Source organism: Anaerotruncus rubiinfantis, assembly GCF_900078395.1.
Taxonomy (GTDB): domain Bacteria; phylum Bacillota; class Clostridia; order Oscillospirales; family Ruminococcaceae; genus Anaerotruncus; species Anaerotruncus rubiinfantis.
Genome location: NZ_FKLA01000009.1, coordinates 408,057 through 426,980 on the forward strand (window position 1 = coordinate 408,057; position 18,924 = coordinate 426,980).

Here is an 18,924-nt window from a genome sequence, read left to right on the forward strand (position 1 = left end):
AAGCATGCTCATTTGGGCTTTGAGGGGATTTACGCCTGCGCGGGTCCTTCTGTAAGCGGTTTGCCAAGCGCGCGCGGCACAAATTCTTTGGCCACGGACTGCAAAACCCGGATTTCGATGAGCAGATAGCAGACCGGGATAATCATATAGACCATTCCCATGGGGAGGCTGAGCACTGGGGAGCTCTGGCCGGTGGTAAAGATTTCAGAAGCCATCTGGAAGCCTACAACCACCATAATGGCATTGAAAACAATCCAGATCAGGTTTGCAAGAACCCACAGGCAGAAGGATATTTTCGCGGGCAGCAGCGCCTGCAGCGCTTCCACCTTCAGATGCCGGCCGCGTTTGACCGCGATCGACGCGGATATGTACACCAGAAAAACAAAGGTGTACCGTGCGAGCTCTTCGGTCCAGCTCAGGGAAAAGTTAAAGACGAACCGAAAAATGATCTGCAGGAAAATCAGGATGACCATCGCCGCAAACAGGACGATTGCAACATATTCCTCCAGGTTATTGAGGATTTTTTTCAGTGTTTTCATGTGCACCTCCAAGTGTACCGCCGCGCCAAATGGATACCGGCACGCCGGGTGGAGGATGCGCCGGACCCAAACGGGCCGGCGCATCCGGTGTTGGAACCTTAATGCAGGGCTGCGACCGCCGCGTACATCTCGTCGACCAGTTCTTTGCCGATTTTTTCAGCGTGGGTATCGATGACCGGCTGGACCAGCTCTTTCATCCTTTCCACCTCGCCTTCGGCCATCTCGTCGACCTGCATGCCCAGTTCAGCAAGTTTCTGCTGCAGTTCCACGCTCTCTTCACGGATGATGCGGCGCTCCTCATCGCGTCCGGCGTCAGCCGCTGCCTGGAAGATGGCTTTATCTTCGTCCGAGAGTTTGTCCCAGAACTTTTTGCTGATACAGAAGACGAACGGCTGGTAAACGTGGCGGGTCAGGGTCATATATTTCTGGACTTCGTAAAATTTCATGCTGTAGATGCTCGCTTCCGGATTCTGCTGCCCGTCGACCGTGCCCTGCTGCATGGCGGTGAAGAGCTCGGAAAAAGCCATCGGAGTCGGGTTTGCTCCGAGCGCGCGCAGGGTGTCCAGCTGCAGCTGGTTTTCCATCGTGCGGATCTTCAGGCCGTTTAAATCTTCCACCTTGGTGACCGGGCGTTTCGAGTTGGTGATGTTGAGGAAGCCGAGCTCCCAGTAGTTCATGCCAATGATACCGGCCGGTTCGAGCAGGTCGAGGATTTCCCGGCCTTTTTCACCGTCCAGGATGGCGTCGACCTCTTCCAGAGTGGTGAAAAGGAAGGGGAAGTCATAAAGGGTGAACTCCGGGGCAAAGTTTGCCACAACCGCCGAAGATGGGCAGGTTCCGTCGAGGGTGCCCATCTGGAGCATTTCGAGCATGGCGCGGTCGTCGCCGACGGTGCCGCTGTGGTTGACCTGGACTTCAAAACGGCCTCCCGTGTTCTTCTCAACCTCTTCCTTAAATTTCAGCAGGCCGAGATACTGCGGATGCTGGTCATTGAGTCCGATGCCAATCCGCATGACCGCCTTGTCGCCGCCCGGGGCAGCCGGAGCGGACGCCGCCGGCTGGGAAGCTGTACCGCCCGAAGCCGCGGGAGCTTCGCTCTTGCCGCATCCGGCCGCTGTAAAGATCATGCAGGTCGCCAGTAAAAGACAAAGGGCCTTTTTCATTTCTTTGCAACTCCTCTTTCATATACACAGTAGGTTGACAGGCTGCCAGGAAAATTACATTTTGGGAAGGGTCCAGTTGTGCGCGCTTTCGAGCACCTGCCAGAAAGTCTCGTCCGCGAAATGGACAACGGTGGTCGGCAGGCTGCGGCGGACGAAGCGCCCTTCCGGCGAGTGGCAGCCGCAGGTGTGTGCGACGACCTCGGGCAGGCCGACGGTCATGGCGATGTAGACGCCGTACATTGTGTGACGCAGGCAGGGCAGTCCCTTTTCCCTGGGATCGGCTTCCCATTCGGCGCGTTTTTTGGGGTTGTATTCATACGGTTTGCCAAGATCGTGACAGAGCGCGCAGGCGATGAGCAGATCGCGGTCGATGCCCAGGGGGGACTGCAGGGTGTCTTCCAGAATATCGACCATTGCGATGGCCAGACGGGCGACCCCCATGATATGATGGACCTGGTTTCCAATTTCCGGGCCGCCTGGGACGCCGGAACCTGGGATTTCTTCCATGCAGCTGAAATCATTGAGGTTCAGAGAAAGCGCCCAGCCTTCGATAACCTTTTCGCGAAGGTCCTGATCTTTGATTTCGTTGACCAGCGGAAGGGATTTCACAACAGAAGCTTTGATTTTTTCAGGGATGTCAAATTCAATGGTTTTCATAATGCTCCTCCTTAATTCCGGTCTTTTTTTGTCGACGTTTATCCGGTAACCTCATAATATATAATTTTTTGTTATAAGTCAATGACTTTTTTTAAGAATAAGAAAATTTTTAAGACTAAAAATAATTGTCAGAATTTGTGCAAAAGAAACAAGCCGATGAGACAGGGGAAATGAAAGATCTGCCGCAGATACAAGCGCGTGGATATTGGGCCGGGATGCGCAATTCTTCTTCGGCGCGGTATTCCTGAAAAAGATTTCGGCTCAGCTTTCCGGAATACCGGAAACCGATTGACAAAACGATTTCCACGGTGCTATACTGATCCCAAACCGAATCATGGAAACAGGTCATGGAAGCTGGGTGCGAATCCCACACAAGGCCGTTGCTGTATTTCGCCGATAAGGCTGGCGGATGCCACTGGAAGAGCATTCCGGGAAGGCGCCAGACATTGTGCCCGCGTGCGGGCATGGGCGATCAGTCAGAATACTTGCCTGTTTCCTGCCGCGTGAACCGCGCGGCGCGTACATCCCTGCGGACACCGGGGTCATGGACATGAAGGAATGCAAGCCATACCCATCGCATGATGGCGTATGTTTATTCCTGCATTAAAATGAACGTCTGCAAGCTTTTGCAGGCGTTTTTATTTGCATTGGATTCGTTTTGGGCCCGAAGGCGTCCGGGGGAGTTTTTTCCCGAAAACAAATCACAACAAAGGAGAATGAAAAATGAAAAAACCTGCCCGGAAAATGATCGCACTGCTGCTGACTTTGACCTTATCCCTGTTGGCGTTTGCCGGCTGTTCCACAAACACCCCGGCGAGCTCTGAAAGCCAGAGCGAGGCGTCCGCCCCGCCCGAGAGCTCCGCGGCAAAAAGCGAAGCCGCTGAGGACGCCGCGCCGGAAAAGGTCCTTCTGGTGGTCAGCTTCGGTACCAGCTACAACGATAACCGCGACCTGTCAATCGGGAGCATTGAAAACGCACTGCAGTCCGCCTATCCGGATTACGAGGTGCGGCGCGCCTTCACCAGCCAGATTATCATCGACAAGCTCAAGGAGCGTGACGGGCTGGAGATCGACAATGTGACCCAGGCAATGGACCGGCTGGTGGCGGATGGAGTCAGGGAGGTTGTCGTCCAGCCCACGCATGTTATGAGCGGTTATGAATATGACGATGTTGTCGCGGAGGTTACGCCCTATGCGGACAAGTTTGACAGCTTCAAGCTGGGACAGGCACTTCTGATTGATGATGCGGATTATGACGAGCTTATTTCGGTCATTACGGAGGAAACCAAGGATTACAATGCCGACGGGACCGCAATCGTATTTATGGGCCATGGAACCGAACATGAAGCGAACGCAACCTATGCAAAGCTCCAGGAACATCTGGCCAAGGCGGATTACGGCAACTATTTTGTCGGCACGGTAGAAGCAGCCCCCACGCTGGAGGATGTCCTCGGGCTGGTGAAGGGCTCCGGCGCGACCAAAGCGGTGCTGCTGCCGCTGATGATCGTGGCGGGCGACCACGCCAACAATGATATGGCGGGCGATGAGGAGGACTCCTGGAAAAGTGTGTTTGAAAAGGAAGGCTTTGAGGTCGAATGTGTCCTGAAAGGCCTGGGGCAGTATCCGGGTATCCAGCGGATGTTCGTTGCGCATGTTGGAAAACTGATTGCGGGATAAAAGACGCGCCGCCCAGTCCATGCGACTGGGCGGCAGGCGCGCTGTAAGGAGAAACTCAATGAAAAGAAAAAAACTTTTATGGACGGCGCTGCTGGCCTGCGTTTTGATTGCCGGATGCGGGCCTGCGCCTTTGGATGGGGGCGGCTCCAGCATACCGCCGGCGGACGAAACGGGTACGCTTTCTGAAGAAGTGGAGAGCGCACCGTCCGCAAACGGGACGGCTTCGTCCAATGCGGGAGAAGAAACAACACAGCCCATCTATGGGAACCAGATTCAGGATGGGACTTACCCGATCGGGGTGACGTCCAGCTCTTCCATGTTTCGGATTGTAGACGCGCAGCTCACTGTTGCGGACGGGAAAATGTCCGCTGTCCTGACGCTGAGCGGGAAGGGTTATGAGAAACTTTACATGGGTACCGGTGAGGAGGCGCTCGTGGACACGGAGGAGCATTACATCTATTTTGCAAAGGATGCGGACGGGAAGTATACCTATACCGTGCCGGTGCAGGCGCTGGATCAGGAAACCTGCTGCGCCGCCTTCAGCCTCAAAAAGCAAAAGTGGTATGACCGGACGCTGGTGTTCGAGTCCGCGCTGATCCCGGCGGAGGCGATTTTTGCGGCGCGGATGGCCCAGCCGCCCGCCGACGGGCAGTATACGGCCGAGGTGGTGCTGACAGGCGGTACCGGCCGGGTAAGTGTCCAATCCCCGGCGAAGCTGTCGGTGAAGGACGGGACGGTGACGGCCACGCTTGTCTGGAGCAGCCCTTTTTACGAATCTATGCGGGTGGACGGGGCCGTGTACGATCCGGTGGCCGCGGGGGAAACTTCCGTCTTTGAGATCCCGGTCATGCTCGACCAGGACCTTGCGGTCAGCGCGCGGACGGTCGCGATGAGCCAGCCGCATGAGATTGATTACATCCTGCGTTTCGATTCCGCGACGCTGAAACCTTTGGAGTGAACATGAATATCGAACGTACGATTCAGAAAATGATCTGTATCCTGCTGGCCGTTCTGCTGCTGCCCGGCTGCAGGGCCAGCGCGCCCGCCGATTTGTCAGGCGGGCTTGGAAACGGTTGGCAGGCCGAACGCAGCCTGCAGCTGCAATATGCGGAAAATTTCGAAGTGGACTACTATCCCGGCGGCTATACGCTGCTTTCGATTTCGGACGGAAGCCGGTTCTTGGTAGTCCCGGAAGGAAAACAGGCCCCGGAAGGGATCGGCGGGGACATCAACGTCCTGCACCGGCCGGTGCAGGATATCTATCTTGTGGCTACCTCCGCCATGTGCCTGTTTGATGCGCTCGGCGCGCTCGACAGCATCCGGCTGTCCGGGACAAAGGCGGGAGACTGGTACATTGAAAACGCAAGACAGGCGATGGAAAACGGCGAAATCCTCTATGCGGGAAAATACAGCGCGCCGGATTATGAGCTCATCCTGTCGGGCGGATGCGGGCTGGCGGTTGAGTCCACGATGGTGAACCATGTCCCGGAGGTGCGGGAAAAACTCGAGGAACTCGGCATCCCGGTGCTGATCGACCAGTCCAGCTACGAGTCCCATCCGCTCGGCCGTACCGAGTGGATCAAGCTGTACGGGGCGCTTTTGGGAAAGGAGGCGCTTGCGCAGCGGCTTTTTGACGAGCAGGCCGCCTATCTGGAAGAAGCGGCCGGCGCGGAAAATACCGGAAAGACGGTGGCGTTTTTCTATATCAGCTCGTCCGGCTACGCTGTGGCCCGCAAATCCGGCGACTATGTGACAAAAATGATCGAGCTTGCCGGCGGCAACTACATCTTTGCGGATCTGGGCGACCCCGAAACCGCCACCAGCACGGTGACGCTGGAGATGGAACAGTTCTACGCCACGGCAAAGGACGCGGATTATATCATCTATAACAGCACCATCGACGGCGAGCTTGCCACCGTGGAGGAGCTGGTTGCCAAAAATGGGCTGCTCCGGGATTTTAAAGCTGTGCGGAATGGGAACGTCTGGTGCACCGACAAAAACCTCTTTCAGGAGACGACCCAGCTCGGGCTGATGATTTCGGACATCCGCCGGATGCTGACCGGACAAGTTGCGGATACGGACGAACTGCACTATATGTACCGGCTGCAATGACGGCGCGAAAGAACATATGCGATGGAGAAGACGGGATGGGAATGAAGGATAAAACCGCGGGGCGCAGCCTGCGTTACAGCGTGGTGCTGACGATATGCACAGTCCTGTTTGTCCTGCTGGTGCTGCTGAATATTGGTCTGGGCAGCGTTGAAGTGAAGGCTGCGGACATCGTCAAAATCCTGCTTTCGCAGGGCGGCAGCGAGACGGGACAGGGAATCATCTGGAAGGTGCGGCTGCCCCGGACGATGGCAGGCATCCTTCTGGGCGGGGCGCTTGCGCTTTCCGGCTTTTTGCTGCAGACCTTCTTCAACAACCCGATCGCCGGACCTTATGTGCTGGGCATCTCGTCCGGTGCAAAGCTCACGGTGGCCATCTTCATGGTGGCGGCGCTCAGCCGGTACCGCACGGTCGGCTCGGCGGAAATGATCGTAGCGGCGTTTGTGGGCGCGATGCTCTCAATGGGGTTCGTGATCCTTATGGCACGGGCGGTGCAGCGCGCCTCAATGTTGATTGTCAGCGGCGTGATGATCGGCTACATCTGTTCGGCAATCACCGATTTTATCATCGCCTTTGCGGATGACGCCAGCATCGTAAACCTGCACAACTGGTCCCGCGGAAGCTTTTCCGGCGCGTCGTGGGAGGATGTGCGGATCATGGCGGTGGTGGTGCTCCTTGCCTCAGCCGTCGTGTTTTTGATGTCCAAACCGATTGGGGCGTATCAGCTGGGCGAAAGCTACGCGCAGAACATGGGCGTGAATATCCGGCTGTTTCGGATCGCACTGGTGCTGCTTTCGAGCGTGCTGAGCGCCTGTGTAACCGCGTTCGCCGGACCGGTGTCTTTTGTGGGGATTGCGGTGCCGCACCTGGTCAAGTCATTTCTGAAAACCGCCAGGCCGCTGGTTGTGATTCCAGTATGCTTTCTGGGCGGCGCGATCTTCTGCCTGGGCTGCGATTTGGTCGCGCGTACGGCGTTCGCGCCGATGGAACTGAGCATCAGTTCGGTGACAGCTGTCATCGGAGCGCCTGTCGTGATTGGCATTCTGCTGCGAAAGAAGGTGCGCGGCTAAACATGGACAGCTTTTTTGAAACGCGGGGCCTGACGGTGGGATACCACGGCGTGCCGCTCATCCGGGACATTGAAATCCGGCTCGGCAAAGGGCAGATCCTGACCCTCATCGGGCCGAACGGTTCGGGCAAATCCACCATCCTCAAAAGCCTTACGAAATATCTGGAAACCATCTGCGGAACAGTCTATATCGGCGGCAGTTCCATCAACGGGATGAGCGGCCGCAGTTTTTCCCGCAAGGTTTCGGTCGTGCTGACCGAGAAGCTGAAAACCGAGCTTATGACCTGCCAGGATGTCGTGGCGGCCGGACGGTACCCCTACACCGGAATGCTGGGTATTTTATCGGACGCGGATCATGCGCAGGTGCGAAGCGCGCTTGAAGTGGTGAATGCCTGGGATTTGCGGGACCGGGATTTCACCGAAATCAGCGACGGGCAGCGACAACGTATTCTGCTTGCGCGCGCGATCTGTCAGCAGCCGCAGGTCATCGTGCTGGATGAACCGACTTCCTTTCTTGATATCCGCTATAAGCTGGAACTTCTGGAGATCCTGCGAACAATGGCAAAGGAGCGCAAAATCACGGTCATCCTGTCGCTGCACGAACTGGATCTGGCACAGAAGGTGTCGGATCTTGTGATGTGCGTGAAGGGGGATTCGGTCGTCCGCTTTGGACCGCCGCAGGAGATTTTCAGGAGGAAGCTAATCGATGAACTTTACGAACTCTCAAACGGGAGTTACAATCCGCTTTTCGGCAGCTTCGAGATGGCGCGTACAGCGGGCGCGCCGCGGGTCTTTGTGATTGCGGGCGGCGGGACGGGAATTCCCGTGTACCGTGCGCTGCAAAAAAAAAGCATCCCGTTTGCAACCGGCGTCCTGCATGAAAACGACGTCGATTACCAGCTCGCGCGCGACCTGGCAAATGAAGTGGTTGCGGAGAAGAGCTTCACTCCGATCGGCGAAGCCGCCTGCGCGGACGCTTTGCGGCTCGCGCAGGCCTGCGGTGTGGTTCTCAACTGTCTGAAAAACTATGGTGAAATGAATGAACGCAACCGGGCGCTTTTGGAAACCGTCCGGCAGATGGAGCTCAGGATCGTGAGCGGCGTGGACGGCCTGTAAGCGCCTGTTTTCAACAAAATCCCCGGCAGCGGTGCAAAACCGCTGCCGGGGATTTTTTGCCGCTGTATGCCGGCCGGCATATTCAGCCTGGGAAAAGGCCCGCGCTGTCCTTATCGAAGAAAGCGGTCACATTGGGAACCGTACGTATGATCGACGCCGGGCACACTTCTCCAATTGGGCCGAAGAGCGCGTCATGGGAGGACTTCGCCTTGTTGGGGAACGGCACCACGCAGATTTTATACCGCGCTGAAACCAGGGTGGGCAGGGTCAGGGTAAAAGCGTGGTCAGGCATATCTTCCTCGTCCTTGAAGTAGCCGCTGGCGATTTGCTGCTTTTTGGAAACGGGATCTATATCGATGATTTTGACCGGTTCCGGGTCGTCGAAATTGGCGCAGTGGGGTTCGTTGAAGGCCAGATGGCCGTTATCCCCGAAACCAAGGACGGACAGGTCGGTTTTGTGCGCCTTTAGGAGCGCCGCGTAGCGCCGGCATTCAGCCTTTGGGTCTTTCGCCAGGCCGTCCATGAAATACGCGCCGCGATAAGGCAGTTTTCCAATGAAGTTGTTCAAAAGTTCGTTGCGCAGAGTGCGCTTGTCATCGGCGGCGAGACCGATGTATTCATCTACATGGAAGAAGTTGATTTTTTCCCATGGGAGATCCATGGAGCAGAGCGCAGGCAGAAAACTATACTGCGAAGAAGCGATTGGCAGAAGGAGGTTGATTTCCTCCTGTTGGGCGGCGAGCTTTTGGATGATCTGTGCGGCAAAATCCGCGGCAGCCTTGCCCATCTTTTCAAAGGTGTCGTAAACATAAACATCCACACCGTCTTTGACAAAATGCTGAGATAATGACATTTTAACTCCTCCTGCTATTTCGTTTGTGATTTTACGGTAACACATGGAAATCTGAAAAGCAATAGTGCTTCGCCAGGGGGCGTTTAGAAAATAAGACAGAAATATTATATAAACGAACAAAGAAATTAACAGAAACATTTAAAACGTTTCTGTGAGAGGATGAGTAAATTTAGAAACTTGAAAACAAAAATAAATGTATTTATGAAATTAAAAATTTAAAAAAAGAAACAAAAGATAGAAACAATTGAAAAGTGTGGTATTTTTTGACGAATAATAGGATAAAATGCACAATAAAATTCCATTTATCCATGAATGTCACATGAAAGTTTTTGCAATTCCGTCAATTGCAAATGAAATGTAAAGATTATATACTTTTAAGAAACAAGAGAGGAAACTGCGCGTCAAGAGGAAATAAAACGAACATGAGCAAGCAGCAAAAAAGAAATGTTTCTATCTATGATATTTCGGAAAAAACCGGGTATTCCGTTGCAACGGTTTCTCGGGTGCTCAGCGGAAGCGATTACCCGGTCAACGCGCAGACCAAGGCTCAGATTCTGGATTGTGCGCATGCCTTCAATTATGTGCACCGCAGCCGCAAGGCGATCACCCGCTCCACGCCCATCGAGATTGGCGTAATCCTTCCAACCTGTGTCAACCCGTGGTACTCCCAGATCGCCCAGGGGATCGTCCTCGCCGCCCAGAACGACAATATGCGCGCCTGTTTCTGCTATTCTTCCCGCAATGCCGAACAGGAAAAAGAATATGTGAAAGTCCTGCTGCAAAAAAAGGTGCGGGGCCTGATCGTTTCAACCAGCATGAAGGATCTGTCCTACTGGGAAGCGTTGGCGGAAAAAGGAGTTCCGGTGGTGCTGGTGGATCAGAACTCCAAGGTGTCAAAATGCAGCCGGGTGACAGTGGACCAGACCAAAAGCGCCATCATGGCGGTGGATTACCTCGTGAACATGGGCCATCGCAAGATTGCCCTGATTTCCACGCCGCTTACCAAGCTTACCCGCAAAGAGGTCTACCATGGCTATAAGATGGGGATTCTGCATAACGAGCTGGAGTGGCGCGGCGATTATGTCATCGTCCTGCAGGAGGATGAAACCGATTCCTATGAAAACTTTGAATTCGAAAGCGGGCGCAAACTGGCGCAGATGTGTCTGCAGCTTCCGGACCGGCCGACCGCGCTGCTTGCCGTGAATGATATGACCGCGATCGGCGCGATCCAGTACCTGGTCAACGAAGCGGCCCTGCGGGTGCCGAAAGATATGTCCATCATCGGCATTGACAATATTGAGATGGCAAAAGTGATGAACCCGCCGCTCACCACCGTCTCGCTCCCGTCGATCGAAATCGGCCAGATGGCGGTGCGGCTGCTGAGCGACAGCATCAGCCGCAAAGACGGATGCAGTTTTTCCCTGTCGATGGAACCGGAATTGGTCATCCGGGGTTCTGTGAAGGAGTGCAAGCCCCAGGAAATATTTAAGGAGGTCGTACATTATGGAAACGATTATTGAGAAAAGCGCTGAGCAGCTGGGAAAAACCGCTGCGAGGCTGATTGCAGACCGTCTCAACGCGGCCATCGCGGAGCGCGGCCATGCCCGGATCGTACTTTCCACAGGCGCGTCGCAGTTTACCACCTTCGAGGCGCTCATCAAGGAGGATGTCGACTGGTCCAAAGTGACGATGTTCCATCTGGATGAATATATCGACCTCGATGAGACCCATCCGGCCAGCTTCAAAAAATACCTCAAGGAACGCTTTCTGGCGTTTGTGAATGTCGGAGAGGTGGTTTTTGTGGATGACGGTTCGCACGACACCGAAAAGAATATCCGGCGCCTCACTGAGGAAATCCGCAAAGAGCCGGTGGATATCGGTGTGATCGGCATTGGGCAGAACGCCCATATCGCGTTCAACGACCCGCCGGCGGACTTTGAGAGCCAGGAGGCCTATTTTGTGGTCTCGCTCGATGACCGCTGCAAGCGCCAGCAGGTCAGTGAAGGCTGGTTTGCGGATATCGGCGCGGTCCCCAAGGTGGCGATCACTATGACCCCCAACCAGATCATGTCCTGTAAATGCATCGTTTCCCCGGTGCCGCACGAAGTGAAGGCGGAAGCGGTCGCGCGGGTGCTTGGCGCCAAACAGACCGACCCGATGATCCCGGCCACGCTGCTCAAGGAGCACCCGGACTTCTATCTCGTGCTCGACGAAGCTTCCGCCTCCCGTCTATGAATACGGTGCATGCCAGCGAGCCCGCATTGAAGGTGGAGGGTCTCACCAAACTGTACGGCGACCGGGCTGCTATCCGGGAGGTTTCCTTCCAGGCGGGCTTTGGCGAGGTGATCGGGCTCATCGGCCACAATGGGTCGGGAAAATCCACCACCATGAACATCATCACAGGTTACCTTGCGCCGACCGAAGGTTCGGTGGAGATCGGCGGCCGCAGTATCGTGCAGGACCCGTCTCGTGCAAAAGCGCAGATCGGCTTTTTGCCTGAAGTGGCGCCCCTCTACCAGGATCTCACGGTGGACGAGCAGCTTTCCTATGCCTGCGGGCTAAAAGGCATTTCGCGCGGTGAACGCGCGCGGGCGGTGGAAGCGGCGTGCAAACAGGCGGATGTCGCCGGGGTGCGCGGCAGACTCATCAAAAACCTTTCCAAAGGATATAAACAGCGGATTGGACTTGCGCAGGCACTGCTCGGAAAGCCGCAGCTTCTGGTGCTGGATGAACCCGCCTCCGGGCTTGACCCCAAACAGATCCTAGAAATGCGTGAAGTGGTGCGGGAACTGGGGAAGGAACACACGGTGCTCTTCTCATCCCATATTCTTTCGGAGATCACCGCCGTGTCCGACCGCCTGCTGGTGCTCAGCAACGGCAGGCTGGTGGCGGACGGGACTCCGGAAGAAATCACCGGACGGGTCACGCCGCCCGGCAGGTTTTACTGCGTCGCGCGGGGGGAACCGCATGCTGTCATGCGGGCCATTGAAGCGCTCCCGGGCGTAAAGAGCTGTGCGCGGCAGGCAGACCAGGACGGGGACCCCGCGTTCCTGATCACGGCCGAACCGGATACGGATATCACCGAACCGCTGTTTTACGCGCTTTTTGGGCTGCATTGCCCGATCCGGCAGCTGGCTCCGGTAAAGAGCAGCCTGGAGGAAGCATTCTTAGTCCTCACGCAGGACAGACGTTATGAAGATGGAGCACAGACATGAGCAGTGTATTTCAAAAGGAACTGAGACAGTATTTTCACGCGGTGAGCGGATATGTGTTTCTGGCGATTTTCCTGTTTTTCTGCGGCTATTATTTTGTGCTTGGGAACCTCTTTTCCCAGAACGGGGACATCGGTACCTTTTTTCTTTCAATCCTGATGGTGGTGATGTTCCTGCTCCCGCTCATCACCATGCGGGCCTTTGCGGAGGAGCGCAAACTGCGCACCGACCAGCTGCTTTTCACTTCTCCGGTGGGAATCTCCGGAGTGGTCTGGGGAAAGCTGCTTGCGTCGCTTGCATTTTTCTGCATCGGGCTTGCCGTGACGCTTTCATACGTGGGAATCCTCGCTTGCTTTGGCCGGTTTGAACCGCTGGCGGTCCTTGGAAACTACTTTGGGATGGTGCTTGCGGCCGCAGCGGTTATCGCGATCGGCATTTTCCTTTCGAGCCTGACCGAAAATCAGATTGTCGCCGCGGTGCTGACCTACTGTGTCTGCCTGTCGCTGTGGCTGGTCGATTTTCTGGGGGGCTACGTGAAGGGCGACGGGCTGCGCGCACTGGTGGCGTACTGCTCCTTCCGGAACCATTTCCGGGAGCTTTCGATGGGAATTTTCAGCCTGTCAAGCGTGGTTTATTATCTGAGCATCACCTTGCTGTTCCAGTATCTGACGGTACAGGTGCTGGAGAAAAAGAGATGGTCGTAAAGATGGCGGGTGAGGAAAGATGAAAAAGAAAACTCCGGAAAAGTCCGGTGCGCGGCGTGTCTGGGCCGCCTCGATGGCCCTGGCGGTCCTGCTCATGGTGCTGGCGAATCTCTGCGCCGCGCTGATGACCGACCGCTTGGGCGCAAAATTCGATCTTACGGAAAATAAACTTTATGCGCTTTCGGACACCACCATAGAGATCATCGGGAACCTGGAGACTCCGGTGACCATCCAGGTTTTCAACAACAGAACGGATTTTTTAATTCTGATCCGGGAGATCCTTGACCGCTACCAGCGCGGGGGCAACATGGTCACCGTGCAGTATGCGGACCCTTATGCCAACCCGCGGCTGGTGCAAGGCTACAAGGATGAAGGATATGAGATCGGTCTCAACAGTGTGGCAGTCGTTGGCGGCGGACAGAAAAAAGTGTTCGCCATCACCGATCTTTACGACATCGATCCCTCCACCCAACAGGTGAATGCCTGCATTGCCGAACAGGTGCTCACGTCGGCAATTTCGGCCGTGGCTGCGGGACACACCAGGCTGGTGCAGTTCACCGACGGGCATGACGAACGCCCGTCCGCCGGGCTCATGGAAATTTTTGAAAGCAACAACTTTGAAATCCAGCGCACCGCCGTGGCGATCACCGGGATCGATTCCCGAACCGATCTTCTGGTCATCGCCGCGCCAACCCGCGATTTTGAGGATCGCGAGACGCAGATGATCGGGGATTATCTGCTCGGCGGCGGCAGGCTGATGGTATTCCTGCCGCCCGCGTCCACCGCCTTTCCAAACCTTACGCAGCTTCTGCGGGAGTGGGGGATCAGCGTTTCGGATGGGGTGGTCCGCGAACCGCAGCTCTTTATGTACAGCGATCCGGTTAATGTGGCCGCGACCTATGTCGCGCATCCGATCACAGAATTTTTCAGCAAAAACAGGTATTACGTGGTTTCGCCTTCCTCACGGGCGCTTTCGCAGGAATTCATGCAGATGGGCAGTATTGCCACCCGTCCGGTGCTCACCTCCTCCAGCAAATCCTACGCGAAATCCGAAATTGAGACCGGCGACCCGGAAAAGCGGGAAGGCGATGCGGAAGGCCCGTTCCTGCTGGCGGTTACGGCGGAAAGGGACAATGGAACCGACCCGGTTGCACGAATCTTCTGTATGGGAAGCAGCGGGGTCTATGGGGACGACCTGCTTTCCGCGCGCAGCCTGGCCAACCGGGATCTTCTGATTCAGGCCGCGGGATGGCTTGCAGAGGATGAGCCGCTGTTCCATATCCCGGCTAAGAACCTCAACCTCTCCGCGATCGGCATTCTTGATTACCAGGTGGGCATTTTGGGGCTGCTTCTGATCCTCGTGGTGCCGCTTGCCGTGGTCTGCATCGGCGTTGTGGTCTACCTGCGCAGGAGGCACCTGTGATCCGCGGGGCGCGTTCCCTTTGGGGGATGGCAGCGGCAGCGGTGGTGCTGCTGATTTTGACGGCAGTGCTGGCCATGGCCGCCCCGGCGGACGAAAAAACGGCTCCCGCGCGGGAGAACGTCTATGTGGCCGAAATCCCCATGCAGGAGCTTTATGGGATGGCGCTCAAAAACGGGAATGGCTCTATGGGGATCGCATTGGAAAATGGCGTCCCCGCGCTGCTTGATGCTCCCGACAGGGATTTTTCCGCGCAGAAGCTGATGCGGTTTCTGCGGGATTTTTCCTCCCTTCCCGCCCGTCGGGTCACCCAGCCGCTGGACCCGGAGGAATATGGCCTGGACACACCCTCGGCAACCCTTTCGGTCCTTCTGCGTGACGGGACGACTCTGCGCTTTTTGCTTGGGGATCGCTGCCCCATGGGGGGCGGCAGTTATCTGATGCAGGAAGGACAGGATGGGATCTATCTGATCGATGAAAAACTGGCGGACCGGCTGTGTGCCTCGATGGACGATTTCCGCGATTTCACCCTGTTCCCCGGGCTCGACCGGGATACCCTCGCGAACCTCGAAACAATCGCGGTCGAACGCGCCGACAGCACCTATCTGCTCGACCGGCTGCCCGATGCGCAGGTGCCGCTTTTTATGCTGCGCGACCCGTTTGAGGCAACCCTGGAGTGGAGTGCCGTGGATGAAAAAATTCTCGCGCCGCTGCAGACGCTCGAGGCGGACGGGTTTGTTTCGCAAGACATCCCGCTGGAGGCCTACGGGCTCGACCGGCCGGAGCTGGCGCTGCATCTCATCTACGACGGGAAGGTCGTTTCGGTGGGGTTTGCAAAGGCCGGGGATGGAAGATATTACTGCGCCGACCTGAGCGGCACCCGGGTGCTTTCCTGCGGCGCGCAAAGCGTACAGTTCCTTGAAACAGGCTATACCGAACTGTTCGCCGCGTCCGCCTACCATGCGAGCGCGGCCGAGACGCAGAATATCACCGTCACAGCGTCAGGCCTGCGCCTGAGCATTGACCTGAATGGCGAAGGGGAAGGCCTGCGCGGTCAATGCGGTGAGAAGACCTTTTCCCAGATGGAGATGACGAAACTCTTTTCCCGGCTGACCGCTTATCCCATCCTGCGGGAACTGCCCGCGGACACAAACCTTCCGGCTGAAGGCGGTATTTCGGTGAGCGTCACCGGACGGGATGGCCATTCGGATATCATCCGGCTGCTTGCACTGGGGCAGGAAGTTGCGGTTGTGATAAATGGCCAGGCAAACTTTTCGACCTATCCCCTTGTGCTGGAGGAGATCGAGTCGGCTCTGCGGCACGCTCTGCAATGACCGGTAATGACAGGCCAAACGGGCCTGTATTACGATATAAACAAGGAGGAAATGAAAAATGAAAAAGATCCTATGTGCAATCCTGGCGCTGGCTATGATGCTCTCCATAGCTGCATGCGGTTCCAGCAGCGCCCCTGCATCCTCGGCGGCCCCGGCGGCATCCAAGGCGCCCGCGGCATCGGCGCCTGCACCCGAACCCGCGGCCGATGCGCCCGCGGGCAAAGCATCTTTTGAACTGAGCATGGCCAACACCCAGCCGGAAGCTGACGTAGAAACCCAGGCCATGATCAAATGCAAGGAAATCCTCGAGGAAAAAACCAATGGCGACATTGCCTGCACCGTGTATCCAAACTCAGAACTTGGCGACACCGACGACCTGGTTGAACAGGCCGCCCAGGGCATGTCCGTCATGGTCCCCACCGACCCGGCGAGGCTTGCGGCCTACATCCCGGAGTTCGGCATCCTGCAGATGCCCTACCTGTTCCCGGATCTGAGCTATCTTGACAAAGTCATGGAAACCGAAACCTACAAAGCGTGGGATCAGGAGTTCCTCAACCACAATGTCAAAGTGCTCGCGGCGAACTGGTATGGCGGCGCGCGTCACTTTGTCCTGAACAAAGAGATCAATACGCCGGAAGATCTGGCCGGTGTCAAGGTCCGCACAATGAAGAATGCGATCGCCACCGATTCCATCAACGCGATGGGCGCTGTCGCAACCCCGATGTCCCAGTCGGAAGTCTATTCCGCGGTGGAACAGAAGGCGCTGGACGGCTGCGAGAACCAGTCCACCTCCACTTACGCGCAGCGGTACTATGAAGTGCTGAAGGTCATCAACAAGACCAATCACTTCACCCTGATCGGCGTACCGGTCGTGGGTACCCCGTTCTATGATTCTCTCTCCCCCGAATACCAGAAGCTGATGGTCGACACCTTCACCGGCGTTGGCCATGACTACCAGGAAATCGGCCTGCAGGAAGAAGCCCGCGTCGAAGCCGAAATGGAAAAAGAAGGCGTGACCCTGCATGAAGTCGATCAGACCGCGTTCCGTGAACGGACCGAGCCGCTCTATGCAAAGTTCGGTTATGAAGAACTGCGCGCCCACCTGATGGATGAAATGAAGTAATATTTGGTACTGCCGCGGGGATGCCGGTGCATTCGTAACCGGCGTCCCCGGTCTGCCAGAGCGAACGATTTCCCTTGATGAGGAGGAGCTATGAAAAAGTTTTACAAAACCCTGTGTAAGATTGAAGAATCTATCTGTGGGTTTTTCCTGTGCACCATTGTTGCGCTCGTCTTTCTCTCGGCGGTTGGCCGGGTGATCAACCATCCGCTGCAATGGTCCATCGATATTTCCCAGTTTTTGCTGGCGTGGACCGCCCTTTTGGGTGCGGATCTTGGCTATCGCTCAGGCAGCGTTCTGGGAGTTGACATTCTGACGCGGAGATTTCCAACCCGCCAGCAGGCGCTGGTCAAATTGTTGGGGACCCTGCTCATAGGGGCCCTGTTAATCTCATTTATCTACTTCGGAATCAAATTGAGTTATGAGAACCGCCTGCGGCTGTTCCAGTCAATCCATCTGAGCTATTCCTGGGTGACCATCAGCCTTCCTGTGATGTCGTCACTGATGTTGATTTCGGTAGCGGCCGATGCGTGGGATGCCTTCCTGGTGCTCATCGGGAAGAAAGACCAGCTTATGAATAGGAGGGCTTGACACATGGCGTTACTTGGTGTTTCTTTTGTAATACTGCTTTTGCTCAATGTACCAATCGCTTTTGTCGTGGCGCTTTCCGGCGTGGGGTTCTTCCTGAGCCATCCGGAGATCCCGTTTTCGATCACTGTGCAGCGCGTGGTTGCCCAAACCCAGTCATACACCTTCCTGGCAATCCCCTTTTTCATCTTCGCAGGCAACCTGATGAACGACAGCGGCATCACCAAGCGGCTGCTTTCGCTTGCAAAGCTGCTGACCCGCAGGATGTACGGCGGGCTCGCGCAGGTCAATATCCTGATGAGTACGCTGATGGGCGGCATTTCCGGCTCCGCCTGCGCGGATGCCTCAATGGAGGCGCGCATCATCGGTCAGGATATGATTAAAGCGGGCTACACCAAAGGGTATACGACCGCTGTCACCTGCCTTTCCGCGCTGATCACCGCCACCATCCCGCCCAGTTTGGGGCTGATCATCTTTGGATTTGTGGGCGGCGTTTCAATTGGCCGGCTGCTGGTCGGCGGCATCATACCGGGCATCCTGATGGCAGTGACCTTGATGACAACGGTTGCCATCACCAGCAAGCGGCGGCATTTCGAACCGCCGATTCCAGATGCCAAGCGCGCGACGGGCAAAGAAATCCTGCATGCCATCCGGGAATCCCTCTGGGCGCTTTTCTTCCCGATTATCCTGATCGTCGGAATACGGCTCGGACTGTTTACCCCTTCCGAAGCGGGCGCGTTCGCGGTGGTTTATGCGATCTTCATCGGCAAGTTCGTCTATAAGGAACTGCACTGGAAAAACTTTAAGGTCTGCCTGCGCAACGCCTGTGTCGACACCGGCGTAATCATGCTGATCATCTGCATGTCCGGTATTTTCTCCTATGCCATAACCTATGTCAAGGCGCCGGCGGTCCTGTCGGAATTCATCCTTGGCATCACGACAAACGTCTACCTGCTGCAGCTCATTATTATGCTGTTCCTGTTTGTGCTGGGCATGTTTATGGACAGCGATGTGAACACCCTGTTGCTGACGCCGATTTTCCTGCCGATGGTCACCTCGGTCGGAATCGATCCGGTGCACTTTGGCGTTATGATGGCAACGATTATCACTGTGGGCATCATGACCCCGCCGATCGGTACAGCCTGCTATATCGTCTGCGGAATCCTGGACTGCCCGCTGGAAGAATATATCAAAGAATCGGTGCCGTTTTTCCTTGCGGTTCTGTTGGAGTTTGCGGTATTGATCTTCTTCCCGCAGGTGGTATTGTTCCTGCCCAACCTGATCTTTGGATAACCCCGCTGTGAAAACAGAGGTAAGATAATGCAAACGGTCCACTCCGTGGGGTGGGCCTGAGAGGATGCTT

18 protein-coding genes and 1 riboswitch are annotated in these 18,924 nt (G+C 56.0%); of the genes, 14 read left to right on the forward strand and 4 right to left on the reverse strand.

Annotated features, from left to right (window positions below):
• Positions 1–29: 29 nt before the first annotated feature.
• From BN4275_RS07390 to BN4275_RS07400, 3 genes are all read right to left on the reverse strand, one after another.
• Positions 30–539, reverse strand: coding sequence for a TRAP transporter small permease (locus BN4275_RS07390; protein WP_066456134.1), 510 nt, complete (start codon positions 537–539; stop codon positions 30–32).
• A 98-nt stretch (positions 540–637) separates the two neighbouring features.
• Positions 638–1,702 (reverse strand): TRAP transporter substrate-binding protein, encoded by a 1,065-nt coding sequence (locus BN4275_RS07395; RefSeq protein ID WP_066456135.1) that lies wholly within the window; start codon positions 1,700–1,702, stop codon positions 638–640.
• Positions 1,703–1,756: 54 nt separating this feature from the next.
• The gene (locus BN4275_RS07400; RefSeq protein ID WP_066456137.1) at positions 1,757–2,359 is read right to left on the reverse strand and encodes an HD domain-containing protein; all 603 of its coding nucleotides are present in this window, start codon (positions 2,357–2,359) and stop codon (positions 1,757–1,759) included.
• A gap of 325 nt (positions 2,360–2,684) precedes the next feature.
• Positions 2,685–2,866: riboswitch (cobalamin riboswitch) on the forward strand.
• A 216-nt stretch (positions 2,867–3,082) separates the two neighbouring features.
• On the opposite strand from BN4275_RS07400, the gene BN4275_RS07410 reads away from it, so the two are divergent.
• The 5 genes from BN4275_RS07410 to BN4275_RS07430 are packed head-to-tail and all read left to right on the forward strand — an operon-like array spanning position 3,083 to position 8,330.
• Complete coding sequence (locus BN4275_RS07410) at positions 3,083–4,036, forward strand: sirohydrochlorin cobaltochelatase (RefSeq protein WP_066456153.1); 954 nt, start codon at positions 3,083–3,085, stop codon at positions 4,034–4,036.
• Positions 4,037–4,094: 58 nt separating this feature from the next.
• Complete coding sequence (locus BN4275_RS07415; protein ID WP_066456156.1) at positions 4,095–4,994, forward strand: hypothetical protein; 900 nt, start codon at positions 4,095–4,097, stop codon at positions 4,992–4,994.
• Between the two features lie 2 nt (positions 4,995–4,996).
• The gene (locus tag BN4275_RS07420) at positions 4,997–6,148 is read left to right on the forward strand and encodes an ABC transporter substrate-binding protein (RefSeq protein WP_079988140.1); all 1,152 of its coding nucleotides are present in this window, start codon (positions 4,997–4,999) and stop codon (positions 6,146–6,148) included.
• 35 nt (positions 6,149–6,183) lie between these two features.
• Positions 6,184–7,215, forward strand: coding sequence for an iron chelate uptake ABC transporter family permease subunit (locus tag BN4275_RS07425; RefSeq protein ID WP_079988141.1), 1,032 nt, complete (start codon positions 6,184–6,186; stop codon positions 7,213–7,215).
• A 2-nt stretch (positions 7,216–7,217) separates the two neighbouring features.
• Positions 7,218–8,330 carry an ABC transporter ATP-binding protein gene (locus BN4275_RS07430; RefSeq protein WP_066456159.1) on the forward strand — a complete coding sequence of 371 codons (1,113 nt, stop codon included), beginning with the start codon at positions 7,218–7,220 and terminating at the stop codon, positions 8,328–8,330.
• 82 nt (positions 8,331–8,412) lie between these two features.
• Here BN4275_RS07430 and BN4275_RS07435 read toward each other — a convergent pair whose 3' ends face one another.
• Complete coding sequence (locus tag BN4275_RS07435) at positions 8,413–9,183, reverse strand: 6-phosphogluconolactonase (RefSeq protein WP_066456161.1); 771 nt, start codon at positions 9,181–9,183, stop codon at positions 8,413–8,415.
• Between the two features lie 422 nt (positions 9,184–9,605).
• On the opposite strand from BN4275_RS07435, the gene BN4275_RS07440 reads away from it, so the two are divergent.
• From BN4275_RS07440 to BN4275_RS07480, 9 genes are all read left to right on the forward strand, one after another.
• Positions 9,606–10,703: a LacI family DNA-binding transcriptional regulator gene (locus tag BN4275_RS07440; RefSeq protein ID WP_066456163.1), complete on the forward strand. Its 1,098-nt coding sequence runs from the start codon at positions 9,606–9,608 to the stop codon at positions 10,701–10,703.
• On the forward strand, positions 10,687–11,418 hold the full coding sequence (locus tag BN4275_RS07445) for a 6-phosphogluconolactonase (RefSeq protein ID WP_066456166.1): 732 nt from the start codon (positions 10,687–10,689) through the stop codon (positions 11,416–11,418). The genes BN4275_RS07440 and BN4275_RS07445 overlap by 17 nt, the downstream gene beginning before the upstream one ends.
• Positions 11,415–12,398: an ABC transporter ATP-binding protein gene (locus BN4275_RS07450; protein WP_066456169.1), complete on the forward strand. Its 984-nt coding sequence runs from the start codon at positions 11,415–11,417 to the stop codon at positions 12,396–12,398. The genes BN4275_RS07445 and BN4275_RS07450 overlap by 4 nt, the downstream gene beginning before the upstream one ends.
• Positions 12,395–13,099 carry an ABC transporter permease gene (locus BN4275_RS07455; protein ID WP_066456172.1) on the forward strand — a complete coding sequence of 235 codons (705 nt, stop codon included), beginning with the start codon at positions 12,395–12,397 and terminating at the stop codon, positions 13,097–13,099. The genes BN4275_RS07450 and BN4275_RS07455 overlap by 4 nt, the downstream gene beginning before the upstream one ends.
• Positions 13,100–13,118: 19 nt before the next feature.
• A complete protein-coding gene (locus tag BN4275_RS07460; RefSeq protein WP_066456175.1) occupies positions 13,119–14,522 on the forward strand; it encodes a GldG family protein in 1,404 nt (467 codons plus the stop codon).
• On the forward strand, positions 14,519–15,853 hold the full coding sequence (locus tag BN4275_RS07465; protein WP_066456177.1) for a DUF4340 domain-containing protein: 1,335 nt from the start codon (positions 14,519–14,521) through the stop codon (positions 15,851–15,853). Before BN4275_RS07460 ends, BN4275_RS07465 begins: the two co-directional genes overlap by 4 nt.
• Before the next feature lie 58 nt (positions 15,854–15,911).
• Positions 15,912–16,976 carry a C4-dicarboxylate TRAP transporter substrate-binding protein gene (locus BN4275_RS07470; protein ID WP_066456180.1) on the forward strand — a complete coding sequence of 355 codons (1,065 nt, stop codon included), beginning with the start codon at positions 15,912–15,914 and terminating at the stop codon, positions 16,974–16,976.
• A 90-nt stretch (positions 16,977–17,066) separates the two neighbouring features.
• Positions 17,067–17,564 (forward strand): TRAP transporter small permease, encoded by a 498-nt coding sequence (locus BN4275_RS07475; RefSeq protein ID WP_066456183.1) that lies wholly within the window; start codon positions 17,067–17,069, stop codon positions 17,562–17,564.
• A gap of 3 nt (positions 17,565–17,567) precedes the next feature.
• Positions 17,568–18,854: a TRAP transporter large permease gene (locus BN4275_RS07480; RefSeq protein WP_066456186.1), complete on the forward strand. Its 1,287-nt coding sequence runs from the start codon at positions 17,568–17,570 to the stop codon at positions 18,852–18,854.
• The last annotated feature ends 70 nt before the right edge of the window (positions 18,855–18,924 follow it).

Bases quoted from the DNA above. Each gene is read 5' to 3' on its own strand.
- BN4275_RS07395 (WP_066456135.1), bottom strand. From the start codon at position 1,702: ATGAAAAAGGCCCTTTGTCTTTTACTGGCGACCTGCATGATCTTTACA.
- BN4275_RS07470 (WP_066456180.1), top strand. From the start codon at position 15,912: ATGAAAAAGATCCTATGTGCAATCCTGGCGCTGGCTATGATGCTCTCC.
- BN4275_RS07420 (WP_079988140.1), top strand. From the start codon at position 4,997: ATGAATATCGAACGTACGATTCAGAAAATGATCTGTATCCTGCTGGCC.
- BN4275_RS07450 (WP_066456169.1), top strand. From the start codon at position 11,415: ATGAATACGGTGCATGCCAGCGAGCCCGCATTGAAGGTGGAGGGTCTC.
- BN4275_RS07475 (WP_066456183.1), top strand. From the start codon at position 17,067: ATGAAAAAGTTTTACAAAACCCTGTGTAAGATTGAAGAATCTATCTGT.
- BN4275_RS07445 (WP_066456166.1), top strand. From the start codon at position 10,687: ATGGAAACGATTATTGAGAAAAGCGCTGAGCAGCTGGGAAAAACCGCT.
- BN4275_RS07435 (WP_066456161.1), bottom strand. From the start codon at position 9,183: ATGTCATTATCTCAGCATTTTGTCAAAGACGGTGTGGATGTTTATGTT.
- BN4275_RS07455 (WP_066456172.1), top strand. From the start codon at position 12,395: ATGAGCAGTGTATTTCAAAAGGAACTGAGACAGTATTTTCACGCGGTG.
- BN4275_RS07480 (WP_066456186.1), top strand. From the start codon at position 17,568: ATGGCGTTACTTGGTGTTTCTTTTGTAATACTGCTTTTGCTCAATGTA.
- BN4275_RS07460 (WP_066456175.1), top strand. From the start codon at position 13,119: ATGAAAAAGAAAACTCCGGAAAAGTCCGGTGCGCGGCGTGTCTGGGCC.
- BN4275_RS07430 (WP_066456159.1), top strand. From the start codon at position 7,218: ATGGACAGCTTTTTTGAAACGCGGGGCCTGACGGTGGGATACCACGGC.
- BN4275_RS07400 (WP_066456137.1), bottom strand. From the start codon at position 2,359: ATGAAAACCATTGAATTTGACATCCCTGAAAAAATCAAAGCTTCTGTT.
- BN4275_RS07440 (WP_066456163.1), top strand. From the start codon at position 9,606: ATGAGCAAGCAGCAAAAAAGAAATGTTTCTATCTATGATATTTCGGAA.
- BN4275_RS07390 (WP_066456134.1), bottom strand. From the start codon at position 539: ATGAAAACACTGAAAAAAATCCTCAATAACCTGGAGGAATATGTTGCA.
- BN4275_RS07425 (WP_079988141.1), top strand. From the start codon at position 6,184: ATGGGAATGAAGGATAAAACCGCGGGGCGCAGCCTGCGTTACAGCGTG.
- BN4275_RS07410 (WP_066456153.1), top strand. From the start codon at position 3,083: ATGAAAAAACCTGCCCGGAAAATGATCGCACTGCTGCTGACTTTGACC.
- BN4275_RS07415 (WP_066456156.1), top strand. From the start codon at position 4,095: ATGAAAAGAAAAAAACTTTTATGGACGGCGCTGCTGGCCTGCGTTTTG.